Below are 17,708 nucleotides of genomic sequence, written 5' to 3' on the forward strand. Positions count from 1 at the left end.
GACCCCGGAGCGTCAATCGAACAGGCGCGCGATGCGGCAATTGAGCAGCGGTTGAACCCAGACGCCCACCGTGTCTCTATTCATATACATGCACTTGCATGTCTGCCCGTTGCATCACTGCCGAAAGCGGAGATCGATCATGTTCAAGCTCAGACCCCAAGTTGTGGTTTTGCTGTTGGTCGCCGGAGGACTCGCGGCGTGCGGCGAATCCTCCAGACTGCAAGTTTCGGACGGTGTGGGCCCCGCCCCCAAACTCCCCGAGCCGAACAAGACCCTGATCCCCACCGTGAACATTGCCCCGGCAGTCGGCTGGCCCGCTGGCGCAAAACCGGTCGCTGCCCCTGGCACCCAGGTCGCGGCTTTCGCCGAAAACCTCGACCACCCACGCTGGCTTTACGTGTTGCCTAACGGTGACGTGCTGGTCGCCGAGACCAACGCACCGCCCAAGCCCGATGATGGCAAAGGCATCAAAGGCTGGGTCATGAAGAAAGTCATGGGCCGCGCCGGTGCCGCAGTCCCCAGCGCCAACCGCATCACCCTGCTGCGCGACAAGGACCACGACGGCGTCGCTGAAACGCGTACTGTGTTCATCGATCATCTCAACTCGCCGTTCGGCATGACGCTGGTGGACAACAACTTCTACGTCGCCGACACCGACCGCCTGCTGCGCTTCAACTATGTGTCGGGTGAGACGTCGATCAAGGGCGATCCGCTGAAAGTCACCGATCTCCCGGGCGGCACGCTGAATCATCACTGGACCAAGAATGTCATCGCCAGCAAGGACGGCAGCAAGCTGTACGTCACGGTGGGCTCCAATAGCAACGTTGGCGAGAACGGCCTGGAAGCTGAAGAGGGCCGCGCAGCGATCTGGGAAGTCGACGCCGCAACCGGCAATCACCGGATTTTTGCCTCCGGCCTGCGCAACCCGAACGGCATGGATTGGGACCCCCACACCGGCAAGCTGTGGACGGCGGTCAACGAGCGTGACGAGATCGGCAGCGATCTGGTGCCCGACTACGTGACCTCGGTGCAGGACGGGGGATTCTACGGCTGGCCGTTCAGTTACTACGGGCAGCATGTGGATATTCGGGTGTCGCCGCAGAACCCGGAGCTGGTACAGAAAGCGATTGCACCGGATTTCGCCGTCGGCCCGCACACGGCGTCGCTGGGCCTGGCGTTCGCGGATGGGAAGTCACTGCCCGCGCCGTTCAACGAAGGCTTGTTCCTCGGCCAGCACGGCTCCTGGAACCGTAAACCCCATAGCGGCTACAAGGTCCTGTTCGTGCCGTTCAAGGATGGCAAACCGAGTGGTACGCCGGTTGATCTGCTCACAGGGTTTCTCAATGCCGACGAGAAGGCACAAGGCCGGCCAGTGGGAGTGGTCAATGACAACAAGGGGGGCGTGTTGGTAGCCGATGATGTCGGCAACAAGATCTGGCGGGTGACGGCGGCGAGGACGGTGCAGGCTTCGAACACTAATCCCTGACGGTCATGCGGGGAGCCTGTAGCAGACCGGCTTGCCGGCGGTGGCGATCTCAAAAACGCCACCGCCGGCAAACCGTATCTACAAGGTAATGATTTACTGCCGGGCGAGATTCGAAGGCGTGATCACACGTTTGGCATTCAACCAGGCTTTCTGCCAATACGGCTTGTCGAGGCTGTCGAGCTTGACCGTGCCGCCGGTCGCCGGGGCATGCACGAAGCGCCCTTCCCCCACGTAGATCCCGGCATGGCTGACATTCGATCCGCCACTCGTGGCGAAGAACACCAGATCACCGGTCTGCAGCTGGCTGCGGTCGATGTCCGGACCACGCAGGTTGATCATGTCACGGGTTGAGCGCGGCAAAGTGATCCCGGCTGCGCCCTGATAGACATAGCCGATCAGGCCACTGCAATCGAAGCCCGAATCAGGCGTGTTGCCGCCCCACCGATAAGGCGTGCCCACCAGGCCGATGGCACGCAAAAGCACGTCGTCCGCGACCGGAGAGGAAAATTGAGAGGGAGCAGATACCACAGGCCTGGAAACGACCTTGGGAGGGGATGGCGGTGGATTGCTGGAACACGCGGCCAGCAATACAGCCAGTGAAGCAACAACCAGGCGAACCGTAAACGACATAAACACAACAACCTTTGCGGGATGCGGCTTACTTTGCCGGGAGCCGGGACCGCGTGCAATCGGGGAATCCCCGGTTGCACGTCCGGGTATTAACGGTGTTGGCGCTTGAGTGTAGTCGAGGTCATCGCAGTTGTGGTTTCCGGAACCTTGGAAGGTGCCATGGCCAGCGCGCGCTTGGCTTCGATGAAAGTACGGGCCCAGTAAGCGTCGTCGAGGCTGTCGACACGCACGCCACCGCTGCGGCGGCTGCTGGAGTGGATGAACTGGTCATCGCCCAAATAGATGCCGGCATGGCTGACGCGACCACGGCCTGCGGTGCTGAAGAACAGCAAGTCGCCTGGCTTGAGGTCGTTGCGTTTGACCAGAGGGGCATCGATGTTGATCATTTCACGCGAAGAACGTGGCAGGCTCATGCCGGCCTCTTCACGGAACAGGTAGCCGATGAAACCGCTGCAATCGAAACCGGAAGTGGTCGAGGTGCCGCCGAAACGATAGCGAGTACCGATCAGCGATTTGCCGCGTTCCAGAATACTGTCCGCCAGGACCGGCAACTGGTAAGGCTTGTTGTCGGCGAACTGGGCCAGTTCGTCTTCGGTGGCGATTTCGTCATCCAGTACGGAAGCCGAGTAATCAGCACGCTTGGTGGCGGTTTGCGCGGTGACAGAATCCTTGAACTGGGAATTCTGCGACTGTTGTTGCGACGCTGGCATCTGGGCCGCGCAGCCGAACAGCAGCGTAACGAGTGCGAGAGGCACGAGGGGTGCGAAGCGATTTAGCATGGGCACGACCGTGGCTAATGTGTAAAGAAGCCGAGACTATGCCTTCTATCGTCATCATTTGCAAATTCAATCGAATCAAATGTGACTTACCAGGTCCTCCATCACATCTAAGGCTCTACACCTCAGAAATGCATCCATGTGAATGGAGTGATCGGTCGACGAGGGATTTATCTCGGCGGTAAAGCCTCCCGCGACCCGCGTGCGCAGCATCGGCTCGTGGATGTAGGGGAAGCTGGCGGTGGTCCCGATGCTCAACACCGCATCAAAGCCTTTTGCCATCTCTTCATACAGCACGTTCAATGCCAGCTCTGGCAGCATCTCTTCGAACAACACGACCGGCGGTCGCAAAACGCCATGACACTGCGCGCACAACGGCGGCAGCGGTCGTTGCAGATGCTCGTTCAACTGCGGGTCTTCGGCCCCACAGGACTGACAATAGAGCGGCGCCATTCGCCCATGAATCTCGATCAGACGCTCCGGCGGGCTGCCCGCTGCGCGATGGTAGCCATCGACGTTCTGCGTCAACACCCAGCATTCCGGTTTGCGCCGCTGCAATTGGGCGATCGCATAATGCGCCGCATTGGGCTGTCCGGCCAGACACGCGCTGCCTAATTGGGCAATGTATTTCCAGCACAGCGCAGGGTCGCGGCGCAGCATCGGGCCGGACAAGGCCATTTCGATTGGCAGCCCGTCATCGGTGTGCCCGTTATAGAGCCCTCCGACGCCGCGATAGGTCGGCAATCCCGAATCCGCCGAGAGTCCGGCACCGGTAATGATCAGAATACGGTTGGCGTGGCGCAATGCCGCTGCCGTCTGCAGCACCAGCGCAGGGTCGACGCAGGGCAGGCTGTCGATCACCAGCCCAGCGTCTCTTTAAGGAAGGGAATCGTCAGTTTGCGCTGAGCCTGCAAGGACGCCTGGTCGAGCTGTTCAAGCAGATCGAACAAGGCGCTCATGCTGCGTTTGCCGCGGGTCAGGATGAAATGCCCGACTTCATCGGTCAGATGCAGGCCACGACGTGATGCGCGCAATTGCAGTGCACGAAGCTTTTCTTCGTCGGACAACAGACGCATCTGGAAGACCAGGGCCATGGTCAGCCGGGACTTGAGGTCGGCCAGTTTGACCGGCAACTCGCGAGGCGAGCAGGACGCTGCGATCAACAGACGGCGACCGCTGTCACGCAGGCGGTTGAACAGATGAAACAGCGCCTCCTCCCACTCCGGCTTGCCCGCAACGACCTGTAAGTCGTCAAGGCAAACCAGCTCATATTGCTCCAGATGATCGAAAAGCTCGACCCCCTCTTCGAGCAATTCGGCCATCGGCAAATACACCGCCGGCTGCCCCAATTGCTTGAAGCGCAGACAGGCTGCTTGCAGAAGGTGTGTGCGCCCTACCCCGTTTTTGCCCCACAGGTAGATCAGGCTTTCGGTCCATCCGGCGTCGGCTTCGCACAGCCGCTCGACGTAGCCGAGTGCAGCGGCATTGGCGCCTGGATAGTAATTGATGAAGGTGGCGTCATCACGCAGACGCACACTCAGGGGCAGCTGAACTGGTTTCATGCTGGCTGAACGGTTCAGTGACGAACCGCCAAGGGGCCTCTGTGTAAAGTGTGCAAAGTTTATACCCGCAAGCCGGACCGCACAATGCGCCAGACCACCTGCAAAATCAAAGGGTTGCGTCTACCCTAGGCCAGGCCACGGAAACCATGGGTAAGACGCCCAAAAAAGAGCGTCTGAGCTCGCCCCCTCACAGGCCTGTCTCACCTGTGGGAGGGAGCTTGCTCGCGAAGCGCTGGCGGCCGCGATGAAGATGGGTCGGATGTACCGGCCATTCGCGAGCAAGCTCCCTCCCACGAGCAATTCAGCGTTCATCGCGTCGCTTATAGATCCGGATCTTCCATGCCGCCGTAGATATCCGAATCCTTGTACAGGTCATGAACATGGCGCACCAACACCATGATCACCGCCGCCACCGGCAACGCCAAGAGGATGCCGGTGAACCCGAACAGCTCGCCGCCCGCCAGGATCGCGAAGATCACTGCCACTGGATGCAGACCGATGCGATCACCCACCAGCAGCGGCGTCAGCACCATGCCTTCCAGCGCCTGGCCGACCATGAACACCGCGACGATACCCAGCATCGGATACAGATCGCCGCCAAACTGGAAGAAGCCCGCCAGAATCGCCGAGCCAATACCGATGACGAAGCCCATATAAGGCACGATCGCCGCCAGCCCCGCGATGACCCCGATCAACAGGCCCAGTTCAAGCCCGACCAGCATCAACCCGGCCGCGTAGATCACACCCAGCGCGACCATCACCAGCAACTGGCCGCGAATGAACGCTCCCAGCACCTCATGACACTCATCGGCCAGCGCGACGATTTTCTTCTCGCGGTGACGCGGCAACAGGCTGCGCACCTTGGCCATCATCACGTCCCAGTCGCGCAGCAGATAGAAGCAAACCACCGGAATCAGCACCAGATTGGTCAGCCAGCCGATCAGCGCCAGGGTTGAAGTGGTGGCTTGCGCCAGCACGATCCCGACGATGTCGCCGGTCTGCCCCATGTGCTCGGAAATCGCTGCCTTGACCTTGTCGAACTTCCAGAAGCCGTCGGCCAAGCCGAGCTTGGCCTGGGTCCACGGCAACGCAGTGTGCTGCAGCCAGTCGAGAATCTGCGGGGCCAGCTCATACAAGCGATACAACTGCTTGGCGAGCATCGGCACCAACACCAGCAACAAGCCCATGAAGATCAGCGTGAACAGCACGAACACCGTCACCACACTCAAGGTGCGTGACATCTTGAGTTTCTCCAGACGATCCGCCAGCGGATCCCCCATATACGCCAGCAACAGCGCCACCAGAAACGGCGTCAGGATTGCGTGCAGCAACCAGACGAACAGGCACAGCAGGATGACCCCGCCCAGCCAGAACCAACGACGCGTATCAGTCATTACTGCCCCTCGGACCCAGGATGATTTGCTTCATGCAACGTCGCTATGAACGCATTCACCAGCGGAAGTGCAGTGTTTGCGCAGAAGTCTGAGGCGCTTGTGGAATCGGCGCCGCTCCAGGCACCGGCGCTTGCCCGGCATTCACCGGCACGCTCGCCACATCGGCGGCCGGCACTTCCTGCAATTTCGCCAGGGACAACTGCGAACGCAGCTGATCCGCACTGCCGCTGACATCAAAGACCACACGGTCCGCATCCACGGATTTCAGGCGACCACCGAAGGGTTCCAGCAGGCGACCCAATTGGGCGTAGCGTTCCAGATTCATGCCTTGAACCTCCAGCGCCATGCTGGATGACGCCCCAGGCTTGACCACGAAACGCGGTGCCAGACGCTGACTCACGGACAGCAAAACGGCGTCGGCAAGCTCGGCTGAACTGGCACCGGTGGCGCTGCCCTGCTCCATCTTGTCCCCCAGCCACAGATGCCATTTACCCTGCCACTGACCGCCGTTTTCCTGCGCGTGCACCGCAAGAATTGCATCGGAGCCGTAGCGCTCGGACGCCTGCTTGAGCAGCGCAACATCGTTGCCATCAAGGGTCTTGGCATTGCCGATCCCCTGCTCACCCAGATCCGCCAGTGGCAGACGCAGGGGCAGACCGCGATGTTGTGCGGCGCGGCGCAGGGGCTCGGCTGAAGCCTGACCATCGCCCACCAGATTGGCGCCGTCGGTCGCGTCGTTCAGCCACCACGCCATGATCACCGGGCGATTGGAACCCCACAGGGAAAGGCCGGCCTGACGTAACGCGCGGTCAGTGCTCGCCGGATCGAAATCTACCTGCAGCGATTCGGGCGGGCCTGCGTCATAACCGTACTGGCTGATGATCTGCTGTGGGTCTTTGCGCACTTCGGCAAGGCCCGGGCCTTGAGCGGCCTTGGGATCGCCGGTCAGACGAATGACCAGGGTTTCCAGCGCGGCCTGCGTAGCCCGGGTTTTCTCGTCCGGGGTCTGCCCGTTGACCGGCTCGCGCACCTGATAGAGATTGTTCACCGTTTCGGCCAGGGCCGGCAGACTCATGAGGGACAGACAGCCCACGAACAGGCAGTTTTTCAGGCGCATAGAAGATTCCCAAACGAAGCGTATTAATAGCTGCATAAATATGACTGGCTCGACTCAGACCGCAGCGCGGAACGAATCGCTCACTCTGCAGAAGAACTTACACCCTTTATAGCTGCCGACGAACGGCTGAACCCTGAACAGGCGGGTTATTTTTTCTTCATCATGCCCCTGCCCGTCGGCCCAAGGATGGCCGCGTTGGCCCAACCCTGATAAAATCGCGCGCCTTCGCAGACCGGCGATGCCACGGCCACGAGCCGTTCCAACTCGGTCGTTACCCCGAATCCCCCCTAAAGGCCTGGATAATGAGCAAGCAACCCTCCCTGAGCTACAAAGACGCCGGTGTAGACATCGACGCCGGTGAAGCATTGGTCGAACGCATCAAGAGCGTTGCCAAGCGCACCAAGCGCCCGGAAGTGATGGGCGGCCTGGGGGGCTTCGGCGCTCTGTGCGAAATCCCGGCCGGCTACAAACAACCGGTTCTGGTCAGCGGCACTGACGGCGTCGGCACCAAGCTGCGCCTGGCCCTGAACCTGAACAAGCACGACAGCATCGGTATCGACCTGGTCGCCATGTGCGTCAACGATCTGGTGGTCTGCGGTGCAGAACCCCTGTTCTTCCTCGACTACTACGCCACCGGCAAGCTGAACGTCGACACCGCCGCTCAGGTCGTGACTGGCATCGGCGCAGGCTGCGAACTGGCCGGTTGCTCGCTGGTCGGCGGCGAAACCGCTGAAATGCCTGGCATGTACGAAGGCGAAGACTACGACCTGGCCGGTTTCTGCGTCGGTGTCGTCGAGAAAGCCGAAATCATCGACGGCTCGAAAGTCGCGACCGGCGACGCCCTGATCGCCCTGCCATCGTCCGGCCCGCACTCCAACGGTTACTCGCTGATCCGCAAGATCATCGAAGTCTCCGGCGCCGACATCGAAACCATCCAGCTGGACGGCAAGCCACTGACCGACCTGCTGATGGCGCCAACCCGCATCTACGTCAAGCAACTGCTCAAGCTGATCAAGGACACTGGCGCGGTCAAGGCCATGGCCCACATCACTGGCGGCGGCCTGCTGGACAACATCCCGCGCGTGCTGCCTGAAGGCGCGCAAGCCGTGGTCGACGTCGCCAGCTGGACTCGCCCGGCCGTGTTCGACTGGCTGCAGGAAAAAGGCAACGTCGACGAGCACGAAATGCACCGCGTTCTGAACTGCGGCGTCGGCATGGTCATCTGCGTCGCCCAGGAACACGTCGAAGCGTCGCTGAAAGTGCTGCGTGAAGCCGGCGAACAGCCTTGGGTCATCGGCCAGATCGGCGTCGCTGCCGAAGGCGCTGCACAAGTCGAGCTGAAAAACGTCAAGGCACACTGATGCCCGACGTAGTGAAGCCAGACATGCCCCAAGGGTGTGATGTTGTGGTGCTGTTGTCTGGCACCGGCGGTAACCTGCAAGCGATGATCGACAGCTTTAAGGACAACTCGAGCCCGGCTCGCATTCGCGCGGTGATTTCCAACCGCGCCGATGCTTACGGGCTGGAACGCGCCAGGAATGCGGGGATCGAAACCCGCGTTCTCGATCACACAGCCTACGAAGGTCGCGAGGCCTTCGACACGGCGCTGATCGAACTGATCGACACCTTTGCGCCGAAGCTGGTGGTACTCGCCGGCTTCATGCGTATCCTCACTCCGGGCTTCGTGCGCCACTACCACGGCCGCCTGCTGAACATTCACCCTTCACTGCTTCCACTGTATAAAGGCTTGCACACGCATCAACGCGTGCTGGAAGCTGGCGATACGCTGCACGGTTGCAGCGTGCATTTCGTCACCGAGGAACTCGATGGGGGCCCTCTGGTCGTACAGGCAGTTATTTCTGTAGAGTTGCACGACACGCCTGCCACATTGGCGCAACGGGTTCATACCCAGGAACACCTGATTTACCCGCTGGCAATCCGCTGGTTTGCCGAGGGCCGATTGGCCTTGATTGAACAAGGCGCATCCTTGAACGGCCAGCTACTGGGCCCCAGCGGCCATGTGATTCAGGCTACTTAATTCAGCTCTTCATTCCAAAGACAGGAGATTTTATGCGTCGCGCTTTGCTCTTCGCTTTCGCTCTGTTCGCGCTCCCTGCGGTCAATGCGGCAGACCTTCAACCCTTCTCCGCCAGCTACACCGCTGACTTCAAACAACTTCCTGTCGGCGGCGGCAGCGCTACCCGCAGCCTGGAACAGAACGCCAACGGCACCTGGACCCTGAGTTTCAAGGCATCGATGATGATCGCCAGCCTGACCGAAATCAGCACCCTGAAATCCGACAAGGACACTCTCCTCCCGCAGACCTACCAGTTCGAACGCGGTGGTCTGGGCAAGAGCAAGAAGGTCGATCTGGTGTTCGACTGGTCGACCAAGTTCATCACCGGTACTGACCGTGGCGACGCAGTCAAGATCCCGCTGAACACCGGCATCCTCGACAAATCCACCTATCAACTCGCCTTGCAGCACGATGTGGCCGCGGGCAAGAAGAGCATGACGTATCAGGTGGTCGACGGCGACGAGGTCGATACCTATGACTTCCGTGTGCTGGGGACCGAGAAGGTCGACACCAAGGTCGGCTCGGTCGATGCCATCAAGGTGGAGCGCGTACGCGATCCGACGCAGAACAAGCGCATCACTGTGATGTGGTTCGCCAAGGATTACGATTATTTGCTGGTTCGTTTGCAGCAGGTTGAAACCGATGGCAAGGAATACAACATCATGCTGCAGGATGGTACGGTGAACGGTAAGGCTGTTAAAGGCAGCTGATCCGGGTTGTATTGCCTGCTTTGAAAACCCCGCTGACATGGCGGGGTTTTTTATTGGGGCATCGGCGCAGGCCAGTGAGCGTTGATCCCTTATGTTTTGTGGCGCTGATCTTTGTTCTGCCTAACGGCAGAAGCATTCCGCCTTCGGCGGGTTACTTGAAAAGACCCCAAGTAACCAAGGGTCTAGCGCTCCCTGTCCGGCCCGACTTCGTCGGGTTCCCTCGTCTCCGGCATTGCTCCGGGGGCACGCCGCCGACCGGCCATCCCTGGCCGAACGGCGGCTAGCGCGACATCCATGTCGCGCTGCCCCCTACGCAACGCCTGCGCGCCGCCGACCGGCCATCCCTGGCCGAACGGCGGCTAGCGCGACATCCATGTCGCGCTGCCCCCTACGCAACGCCTGCGCTCGGCCTGCCAAAGTCGCAATTTGCGGCGTCTGAACTACTGCGCACTTAGAGGCAAGATCAAAAGCCAATGCGGCTCACCGCCCTGACCTGATCCGGCTTCTCCCATGGAGTTTGGTGGTGAATTTAACTCCGAGTACGCCGCGAACCCTGTAGCCGTCCGGCTTGCCGGCGGTGGCGTACGGAAGATCGCTACCGCCGGCAAGCCGGACTGCTACAGGTTCGGCGTTCACAGCTCGTGGCGATTGCCGTTGCCGTTGCCGTTGCCGTTGATCTTGATCTTGATCTTGATCTTCGTACGCCATAGCCCAGACACCACAAAACGCGACTTGGGTGCAGGCTGAACGCAGGCGGCGCGGAGTGGGCCGAGCGGCATGGATGCCGCGAGAGCCGCCCCCCGCCATGGATGGCGGATGGCGGCGGGCCCACGGAGCGTCGCCGGAGTGAGGGAACGGCGACGAAGGAGCCGCCAAACCAGGAGCNCGAGAGCCGCCCCCCGCCATGGATGGCGGATGGCGGCGGGCCCACGGAGCGTCGCCGGAGTGAGGGAACGGCGACGAAGGAGCCGCCAAACCAGGAGCCAGGACCCTTGGTTACTTGGGGTCTTTTCAAGTAACTCGCCGAAGGCGAAACAGGCCTGGCGTTAGCCAGTCCCCACCAAGGCCAGCACCGAGACTGGATAAGTACCCAAAACTCAACGCACAGCAGCAAGAAAAGCCCCCACGAACCGCCATTTTCACGGCAGCCAATGTTCCCCAACCGAACATGAAACTTTCTTCACGCCATCCAAACGAGTGCGACAAACCGTCGCACACCCTTCTAAAACAACCCCTTACCGATTCTTTCCAAAACGGGAAATAACCTTTACCAAAATCGTCGGTTTACTTAGCCAGCTACCAAAACCTATAAAGTAACCACTGCGACGTCCTGCCGCAGATTTCAAAGAGTCAGGAGTTTTCAATATGACGGTAACTGTTACTGAACGCGACGACGCCCACATGTCCCACGAAGGCATTGCAGATGGCATTCAAATCTGGGATGTACGCCAACAAGACCAATTGGTAGGGATGTTTCATCACGAATCGGACGCACAGCGTTACGCAGCAGAGCTCGCAGAGCTGGAAGCCAAGAAGGCAGCGAGCAACTCGCAATAACGGATCGCAGCAAAACAAAACCCGCCTAGGCGGGTTTTGTTGTTCTGGGGTTTACCACATCAGATCGTCGGGGATCTTGTAAGCCGCATAGGGATCGTCGCCATCCGGCTCCTCGGTCGGCTCGCTGAGCATCACGATACGACGCGGATCACGCTCCTGAACCTTCAGCGCGGCTTCGCGCGGAATGACCTCATAACTGCCGCCGTGATGCACGATCGCCAGCGAGCCATTGCTCAGCTTGCTGCGCATCAGCGAGTTGACCGACAGGCGCTTGACCTTCTTGTCGTCGACGAAGTTGTAGTAGTCCTCGGTGGTCAGCTTCGGCAAGCGGGTCGCTTCGATCAACTGCTTGACCTGCGCGGCACGGGCTTTCTGCTCGACCTTTTCCTGCTGCTGACGGTTCAGCTCCTGGTCGCGCCTGGCCTTCTCGGCCATGGCTTCCTGAGCGGCGCGCTGGCTGGCGTCGTCGGCAACGGCCTGGCCCTTGTGCACCAGGCGCTGTTCTTTCTGCTTGCTCTTGGAGACCTGTTTGGCCTGTTTCTCGTTGACCAGACCTGCCTTGAGCAATTGGTCACGAAGGGAAATACCCGCCATCTGTCTTCTCTCTCTGACTTCTCTTTCTAAATAGTCAACTCAACCGCAGTTGGGCGTGTTCTTTTCCTGACGCTTGGCTTCGCCCCAAAGCGCATCCATCTCTTCGAGGCTGCAATCTTCAATGGGGCGTCGGGTGTCGCGCAAGGCCTGTTCGATAAAACGAAAGCGCCGCTCGAACTTACTGTTGGCAGCGCGCAAGGCATTTTCCGGATCGACCTTGAGGTGACGGGCCAGATTGACCACCACGAACAGCAGATCGCCAATCTCTTCGTTGATCCCCTCACTGTCGTTATCGGCCATGGCCTCCAGAACCTCGTCGAGTTCCTCGCGCACCTTGTCGACCACTGGCAGCGCGTCCGGCCAGTCGAAACCGACCTGCGCCGCGCGCTTCTGCAGTTTGGCTGCCCGCGACAAGGCGGGCAACACGTTCGGGACATCGTCGAGCAACGACAACTGCTGCGGAACGCGGGCCTTTTCAGCACGCTCCTCGGCCTTGATCTCCTCCCAACGATGCTTGACCTGATCTTCACTCAAGCGCGGTGTTTCCAGTGGCGCATACAAGTCGCCAGTGGGGAATACATGGGGGTGGCGGCGGATCAGCTTGCGGGTGATGCCATCCACCACAGCGTCGAATTCGAACCGCCCCTCCTCGCTCGCCAGTTGGCAGTAATACACCACCTGAAACAGCAGATCGCCCAACTCGCCACGCAGGTCATCGAAGTCACCGCGCTCGATGGCATCGGCCACTTCATAGGCCTCTTCCAAGGTATGCGGCACGATGGTCGCGTAGTTCTGTTTCACATCCCACGGGCAACCGTATTGCGGGTCCCGCAGGCGGGCCATGAGATTGATGAGGTCCTGGAGCTTGTACATTGAAGAATTCCGTTAACGACCACCAGATCCGAGGCTCTGCCACCGATCGGGGAGACGACAATCAACCTGTGGGAGGGAGCTTGCTCGCGAAGGCGTCCTTTCAGCCGACACTATCATCGACCGATCCACCGTCTTCGCGAGCAAGCTCCCTCCCACATGAGTTCGAGCACATTCAGCCGATCTGTTTCAAGGCGTGCGGTTACGCCGCGTCTCGATGATGTTCGGCAGTTGCGAGATACGCCCCAGCAGACGCCCGAGTGCATCGAGCCCTGGAATCTCGATGGTCAGCGACATCAATGCCGTGTTGTCTTCCTTGTTCGAGCGGGTGTTGACCGCCAGCACGTTGATGCGCTCGTTGAGCAGCACCTGCGATACGTCCCGCAGAAGGCCGGAACGGTCGTACGCGCGGATGATGATGTCCACAGGGTAAGTGAGCACCGGCACCGGCCCCCAGCTGACCTGAATGATCCGCTCAGGCTCGCGCCCGCCAAGCTGCAGCACCGAGGCGCAGTCCTGACGGTGAATGCTCACACCGCGGCCTTGGGTGATGTAACCGACAATCGCATCGCCCGGCAGCGGCTGGCAGCATCCGGCCATCTGGGTCATCAGGTTGCCGACGCCCTGAATCTGAATGTCGCCGCGCTTGCCCGGCTTGTAGCCGGTGGCCTTGCGCGGAATCAGCTCCAGCTGCTCGTTACCACGCTCCGGCTCGACCAGTTGCTGCGCGAGATTGACCAGCTGCGCCAGACGCAGATCACCGGCACCCAACGCGGCGAACATGTCCTCGGCCGTCTTCATGTTGGCTTTTTCGGCCAGTTTGTCGAAGTCCACCTGCGGCAGCGCCAGACGTGCCAGCTCGCGTTCGAGCAAGACCTTACCGGCCGCGACGTTCTGATCGCGGGCCTGAAGTTTGAACCAGTGGACGATCTTCGCCCGCGCCCGGGAAGTGGTGATGTAACCCAGGTTCGAGTTCAGCCAGTCGCGGCTCGGGGTGCCGTGCTTGCTGGTGATGATCTCGACCTGCTCACCGGTCTGCAGGCTGTAGTTGAGCGGGACGATACGGCCGTTGATCTTCGCGCCACGGCAGTTGTGGCCGATTTCGGTGTGCACGCGATAGGCGAAGTCCAGCGGTGTCGCGCCCTTGGGCAGGTCGATGGCATGACCATCGGGGGTGAACACGTAGACCCGGTCCGGCTCGATATCGACTCGCAGTTGCTCGGCCAGACCGCCGATATCACCCAGCTCTTCGTGCCACTCCAGCACCTGACGCAGCCAGGAGATTTTCTCTTCGTAGTGGTTGGAGCTGGATTTGACGTCGGTCCCTTTGTATTTCCAGTGGGCACAGACGCCGAGCTCGGCCTCTTCGTGCATGGCGTGGGTGCGGATCTGCACTTCCAGCACCTTGCCCTCGGGGCCGATCACTGCGGTGTGCAGCGAGCGATAGCCGTTCTCCTTGGGGTTGGCGATGTAGTCGTCGAACTCCTTGGGGATGTGCCGCCAAAGGGTGTGGACGATCCCCAGCGCGGTGTAGCAGTCGCGCATTTCCGGAACCAGTACACGCACGGCGCGAACGTCGTAGATCTGGCTGAATTCCAGACCCTTGCGCTGCATTTTGCGCCAGATCGAATAGATGTGTTTGGCCCGGCCGCTGATGTCGGCCCTGACCCCGGTGGCCAGCAGTTCGTTTTCCAGCTGCGACATCACGTCGGTGATGAAACGTTCGCGATCGAGACGACGCTCATGCAGCAGCTTGGCGATCTGCTTGTACTGTTCAGGCTCCAGGTACCGGAAGGACAGGTCCTCCAGTTCCCATTTGATATGACCGATGCCCAGCCGGTGGGCCAGCGGCGCATAGATGTCGAAGACCTCGCGCGCAACCCGGTTGCGCTTCTCGTCGTCAGTGTTCTTCACCGCACGAATGGCGCAGGTGCGTTCGGCAAGTTTGATCAGCGCGACCCGTACGTCGTCGACCATGGCGACCAGCATCTTGCGCAGGTTTTCCACCTGGGCCTGAGTGCCGAGCACCAGCGATTGACGCGGGCTGAGACTGGCGCTGATCGCCGCCATGCGCAGCACACCGTCGATCAGTTTGGCCACCGTCGGGCCGAAGCGCTGACTGACATCGGGCAAGGGAATCTTGCCTTCGCGCACACCTCGGTAAATCACGGCGGCAATGAGAGAGTCCTGGTCGAGTTTGAGGTCGGCCAGGATTTCAGCGATTTCCAGGCCCGTCTGAAAACTCGACGTGCCTTCCGCCCAGAGGTTCTTGGCGGCGTTGTCCTGTTGCTCGGCTTGCCGGGCAAACTCACAGGCTTCCTTCAAAGCCTGTCGATCCACTGCGAGGTCGACGCTGACCACATGATCAAGCCATGCGTCGAGATTGATACTGCCGTCTGTGTTTATCGGCTGGTGTGCTCTCACCTGTACCATGTTGCTTACCTTCCCTACGGCGCGATGAAATGCGCCATCAGTCGCCAGCCTTCTTCAGCGCACACACCTTGCGGGCCATGCAAGATCGCGTGCGCGGGCCAGTCGGATTAAACGAGATTCCCTGTGAGGCGTTGACTCGGATCCTGGAGCCCTGCTTGCCTCACTTACTCGCTTCAAATAAAGCCATTGCCTCGACATGCGCTGTCTGCGGGAACATATCGAGGATTCCGGCACGTTTTAATCGGTAGCCCTGCCTGATCAATTCGACCGTGTCGCGCGCCAAAGTTGCCGGATTGCACGACACATAAAGTAACCGTTCAGCACCCACTGACTTGAGTTTGCCGACCACTTCGAACGCCCCGTCACGCGGAGGATCGAGCAGTACTGCGCGGAAACCTTCCGCCACCCAGGGCGCCTTGTCCAGCGGCTGCGACAGATCCGCCTGATAAAACTTCACATTGTGCAAATTGTTACTGACGGCGTTGCCGGTTGCACGTTGCACCATGGTATCGACGCCCTCGACCGCCACCACTTCGCGCGTGATCTGCGCCAGCGGTAGAGCGAAGTTACCAAGCCCGCAGAACAAGTCCAGTACTCGTTCGTCAGGACGTGGAGCAAGCCACGCGAGCGCCTGTGCAATCATCGCCGTATTGACCTGTGCGTTGACCTGCACGAAGTCGCCAGGACGATACGCCAGCTCCAGATTCCAGGGCTCAAGAGCAAACCCCAGTTGCGCCGAAGCGTCCACAGGCTGCGGTCCATCCTCGCCATGCAACCACAGTTGCGCGTCCTGGGTTTCGCAAAATGCCTTGAGGATGTCCAGATCCTGGTCTGCCAGCGGCGCGGTGTGGCGCAGTAACACGGCATTGGCCGAGCCGCTGAACAACTCGACATGCCCCAGCGCCTGAGGCTTGCTCAAGCGTCTGAGCATGTCCGGCAGCGCCGTCATGATCGGTTGCAAGGCCTGTACCAGCACCGGGCAATGATTGATGGCAATGATGTCCTGGCTCGACGCGGCCCGAAAACCCACGTCCAGGCGCTTGCCCTTGGCGTCCCAGCGGACTGCGATGCGGGCACGACGTCGGTAGGCGAATTCGTCACCGGTCAATGGCGCGGCCCACTCTTCGGGCTCGACACCGGCAACCCGGCTCAACTGTTCGGCGAGCATGCGCTGTTTCAGGGCAAGTTGCTCGTCGTGGGGCATCTGCTGCACGCTGCAGCCGCCGCAGCGGCCGAAATGCGCGCAAGGCGCCGGACGACGCATGGGGCTGGCCTTGAATACACGCTCGGTGCGCGCCTCGACCACTTTGCCGTGGGCGCCGAGCACCCGCGCTTCTACCTCTTCACCGGCAAGGCTGCCCGCGACGAACCAGGTGCGGCCTTCGACGAAGCCAATACCGCGACCGTCGTTGGACAGACGCTCAATGTTCAGACGTTGCTTTTTACCGGTCGGGACCTGCGTTGTCCGGGTGCCACCACTGGGCTGGAAACGCAGGCCTGTATCACGCTTGGCCATCAGTTGGGCGCATCGTAGACACCGGTCGACAGGTAACGGTCGCCACGGTCACAAATGATCGCGACCATGACCGCATTTTCCACTTCCTGAGACAGACGCAGCATGCCGGCCACGGCACCGCCGGACGACACGCCACAGAAGATGCCTTCTTCCCGGGCCAGGCGTCGCATGACGTCCTCGGCTTCGTGCTGGGCCATGTCCATGATCCGGTCGACACGATCGGCCTGGTAGATCTTCGGCAGGTATTCCTGCGGCCAACGACGAATACCCGGAATCGCCGAACCGTCCATGGGCTGGAGGCCGACGATCTGGATGTCAGGATTCTGTTCCTTGAGGTAGCGCGAGGTGCCCATGATGGTACCGGTGGTCCCCATGGAGCTAACGAAATGGGTGATGGTGCCGCCGGTCTGTTGCCAGATTTCCGGGCCGGTACCAACGTAATGCGCTTCAGGATTGTCACCGTTGGCGAACTGGTCCAGCACCTTGCCACGGCCTTCGGTCTGCATGCGCTCGGCCAGGTCGCGAGCGCCTTCCATGCCCTCTTCCTTGCTGACCAGAATCAGCTCGGCGCCATAGGCGGTCATCGCGGCCTTGCGCTCGGCACTGGAGTTGTCCGGCATGATCAGGATCATGCGATAGCCTTTGATCGCTGCGGCCATGGCCAGTGCGATACCGGTGTTGCCGGAGGTGGCTTCGATCAGCGTGTCGCCCTGATGGATCTGCCCGCGCAGCTCGGCGCGGGTAATCATCGACAGCGCCGGACGATCCTTCACGGAACCGGCCGGGTTATTGCCTTCGAGCTTGAGCAGCAACGTGTTGCTGGTGTTCCCGGCCATGCGTTGCAGACGCACCAGCGGGGTGTTGCCGACGCAATCGGCGATGGTTTGATACTGCAGGGTCATGGCGTGTTCGCGATCCAGACGTGCGGGGGTCGCCTATCATACCGGCAATCGCTCCAAGCCCATATCACGCAAAGTGAGTTCGAT

General features: G+C 60.5%; 17 protein-coding genes. 5 read left to right on the forward strand and 12 right to left on the reverse strand.

Annotation, left to right across the window (positions count from 1 at the left end):
• Positions 1-139: 139 nt before the first annotated feature.
• Positions 140-1,486: a sorbosone dehydrogenase family protein gene (locus BWR59_RS21160; RefSeq protein WP_081567585.1), complete on the forward strand. Its 1,347-nt coding sequence runs from the start codon at positions 140-142 to the stop codon at positions 1,484-1,486.
• A 93-nt stretch (positions 1,487-1,579) separates the two neighbouring features.
• On the opposite strand, the gene BWR59_RS21165 is transcribed toward BWR59_RS21160, so the two are convergent.
• The 6 genes from BWR59_RS21165 to BWR59_RS21190 all read right to left on the reverse strand — a co-directional run bounded on the left by BWR59_RS21165 (position 1,580) and on the right by BWR59_RS21190 (position 6,965).
• The gene (locus tag BWR59_RS21165) at positions 1,580-2,116 is read right to left on the reverse strand and encodes a C40 family peptidase (RefSeq protein ID WP_081567586.1); all 537 of its coding nucleotides are present in this window, start codon (positions 2,114-2,116) and stop codon (positions 1,580-1,582) included.
• Between the two features lie 89 nt (positions 2,117-2,205).
• A complete protein-coding gene (locus BWR59_RS21170) occupies positions 2,206-2,895 on the reverse strand; it encodes a C40 family peptidase (RefSeq protein ID WP_081567587.1) in 690 nt (229 codons plus the stop codon).
• 75 nt (positions 2,896-2,970) lie between these two features.
• Positions 2,971-3,750 carry an NAD-dependent deacylase gene (locus tag BWR59_RS21175; protein ID WP_230982065.1) on the reverse strand — a complete coding sequence of 260 codons (780 nt, stop codon included), beginning with the start codon at positions 3,748-3,750 and terminating at the stop codon, positions 2,971-2,973.
• A complete protein-coding gene (gene hda, locus BWR59_RS21180) occupies positions 3,750-4,454 on the reverse strand; it encodes a DnaA regulatory inactivator Hda (protein ID WP_081567588.1) in 705 nt (234 codons plus the stop codon). The genes BWR59_RS21175 and hda overlap by 1 nt, the downstream gene beginning before the upstream one ends.
• Before the next feature lie 320 nt (positions 4,455-4,774).
• Positions 4,775-5,848, reverse strand: a complete 1,074-nt coding sequence (locus BWR59_RS21185; protein WP_081567589.1) for an AI-2E family transporter — start codon at positions 5,846-5,848, stop codon at positions 4,775-4,777.
• Between the two features lie 55 nt (positions 5,849-5,903).
• On the reverse strand, positions 5,904-6,965 hold the full coding sequence (locus tag BWR59_RS21190; RefSeq protein WP_081567590.1) for a DUF2066 domain-containing protein: 1,062 nt from the start codon (positions 6,963-6,965) through the stop codon (positions 5,904-5,906).
• Positions 6,966-7,267: 302 nt separating this feature from the next.
• Between BWR59_RS21190 and purM the strand changes: the two genes are divergently transcribed.
• The 3 genes from purM to BWR59_RS21205 are packed head-to-tail and all read left to right on the forward strand — an operon-like array spanning position 7,268 to position 9,752.
• Entirely contained in the window at positions 7,268-8,326 is a 1,059-nt protein-coding gene (purM, locus tag BWR59_RS21195) for a phosphoribosylformylglycinamidine cyclo-ligase (protein WP_081567591.1), read from the forward strand.
• A gap of 23 nt (positions 8,327-8,349) precedes the next feature.
• The gene (gene purN / locus BWR59_RS21200) at positions 8,350-9,003 is read left to right on the forward strand and encodes a phosphoribosylglycinamide formyltransferase (protein ID WP_081567948.1); all 654 of its coding nucleotides are present in this window, start codon (positions 8,350-8,352) and stop codon (positions 9,001-9,003) included.
• 32 nt (positions 9,004-9,035) lie between these two features.
• Positions 9,036-9,752 (forward strand): DUF3108 domain-containing protein, encoded by a 717-nt coding sequence (locus BWR59_RS21205; RefSeq protein WP_081567592.1) that lies wholly within the window; start codon positions 9,036-9,038, stop codon positions 9,750-9,752.
• 632 nt (positions 9,753-10,384) lie between these two features.
• On the opposite strand, the gene BWR59_RS32455 is transcribed toward BWR59_RS21205, so the two are convergent.
• Entirely contained in the window at positions 10,385-10,531 is a 147-nt protein-coding gene (locus tag BWR59_RS32455) for a hypothetical protein (protein ID WP_168184516.1), read from the reverse strand.
• A gap of 586 nt (positions 10,532-11,117) precedes the next feature.
• On the opposite strand from BWR59_RS32455, the gene BWR59_RS21215 reads away from it, so the two are divergent.
• On the forward strand, positions 11,118-11,309 hold the full coding sequence (locus BWR59_RS21215; RefSeq protein ID WP_081567594.1) for a hypothetical protein: 192 nt from the start codon (positions 11,118-11,120) through the stop codon (positions 11,307-11,309).
• Positions 11,310-11,360: 51 nt separating this feature from the next.
• Here the strand turns inward: BWR59_RS21215 and BWR59_RS21220 are convergent, their stop codons facing one another.
• From BWR59_RS21220 to cysM, 5 genes are all read right to left on the reverse strand, one after another.
• A complete protein-coding gene (locus BWR59_RS21220) occupies positions 11,361-11,903 on the reverse strand; it encodes a DUF2058 domain-containing protein (protein ID WP_081567595.1) in 543 nt (180 codons plus the stop codon).
• A gap of 39 nt (positions 11,904-11,942) precedes the next feature.
• Entirely contained in the window at positions 11,943-12,776 is an 834-nt protein-coding gene (gene mazG / locus BWR59_RS21225; RefSeq protein WP_081567596.1) for a nucleoside triphosphate pyrophosphohydrolase, read from the reverse strand.
• 186 nt (positions 12,777-12,962) lie between these two features.
• On the reverse strand, positions 12,963-15,206 hold the full coding sequence (gene relA / locus BWR59_RS21230; protein WP_081567597.1) for a GTP diphosphokinase: 2,244 nt from the start codon (positions 15,204-15,206) through the stop codon (positions 12,963-12,965).
• A gap of 160 nt (positions 15,207-15,366) precedes the next feature.
• On the reverse strand, positions 15,367-16,722 hold the full coding sequence (rlmD, locus tag BWR59_RS21235) for a 23S rRNA (uracil(1939)-C(5))-methyltransferase RlmD (RefSeq protein ID WP_081567598.1): 1,356 nt from the start codon (positions 16,720-16,722) through the stop codon (positions 15,367-15,369).
• Entirely contained in the window at positions 16,722-17,624 is a 903-nt protein-coding gene (gene cysM, locus BWR59_RS21240) for a cysteine synthase CysM (RefSeq protein WP_081567599.1), read from the reverse strand. Before cysM ends, rlmD begins: the two co-directional genes overlap by 1 nt.
• Positions 17,625-17,708 lie beyond the last annotated feature (84 nt).

The organism is Pseudomonas sp. Bc-h, assembly GCF_002080045.1.
GTDB lineage: Bacteria > Pseudomonadota > Gammaproteobacteria > Pseudomonadales > Pseudomonadaceae > Aquipseudomonas.

Bases quoted from the DNA above. Each gene is read 5' to 3' on its own strand.
- rlmD (WP_081567598.1), bottom strand. From the start codon at position 16,722: ATGGCCAAGCGTGATACAGGCCTGCGTTTCCAGCCCAGTGGTGGCACC.
- cysM (WP_081567599.1), bottom strand. From the start codon at position 17,624: ATGACCCTGCAGTATCAAACCATCGCCGATTGCGTCGGCAACACCCCG.
- BWR59_RS21215 (WP_081567594.1), top strand. From the start codon at position 11,118: ATGACGGTAACTGTTACTGAACGCGACGACGCCCACATGTCCCACGAA.
- mazG (WP_081567596.1), bottom strand. From the start codon at position 12,776: ATGTACAAGCTCCAGGACCTCATCAATCTCATGGCCCGCCTGCGGGAC.
- BWR59_RS21220 (WP_081567595.1), bottom strand. From the start codon at position 11,903: ATGGCGGGTATTTCCCTTCGTGACCAATTGCTCAAGGCAGGTCTGGTC.
- BWR59_RS21170 (WP_081567587.1), bottom strand. From the start codon at position 2,895: ATGCTAAATCGCTTCGCACCCCTCGTGCCTCTCGCACTCGTTACGCTG.
- hda (WP_081567588.1), bottom strand. From the start codon at position 4,454: ATGAAACCAGTTCAGCTGCCCCTGAGTGTGCGTCTGCGTGATGACGCC.
- purN (WP_081567948.1), top strand. From the start codon at position 8,350: ATGCCCCAAGGGTGTGATGTTGTGGTGCTGTTGTCTGGCACCGGCGGT.
- BWR59_RS21190 (WP_081567590.1), bottom strand. From the start codon at position 6,965: ATGCGCCTGAAAAACTGCCTGTTCGTGGGCTGTCTGTCCCTCATGAGT.
- BWR59_RS21160 (WP_081567585.1), top strand. From the start codon at position 140: ATGTTCAAGCTCAGACCCCAAGTTGTGGTTTTGCTGTTGGTCGCCGGA.
- BWR59_RS21165 (WP_081567586.1), bottom strand. From the start codon at position 2,116: ATGTCGTTTACGGTTCGCCTGGTTGTTGCTTCACTGGCTGTATTGCTG.
- relA (WP_081567597.1), bottom strand. From the start codon at position 15,206: ATGGTACAGGTGAGAGCACACCAGCCGATAAACACAGACGGCAGTATC.
- BWR59_RS21185 (WP_081567589.1), bottom strand. From the start codon at position 5,848: ATGACTGATACGCGTCGTTGGTTCTGGCTGGGCGGGGTCATCCTGCTG.
- BWR59_RS21205 (WP_081567592.1), top strand. From the start codon at position 9,036: ATGCGTCGCGCTTTGCTCTTCGCTTTCGCTCTGTTCGCGCTCCCTGCG.
- BWR59_RS32455 (WP_168184516.1), bottom strand. From the start codon at position 10,531: ATGCCGCTCGGCCCACTCCGCGCCGCCTGCGTTCAGCCTGCACCCAAG.
- purM (WP_081567591.1), top strand. From the start codon at position 7,268: ATGAGCAAGCAACCCTCCCTGAGCTACAAAGACGCCGGTGTAGACATC.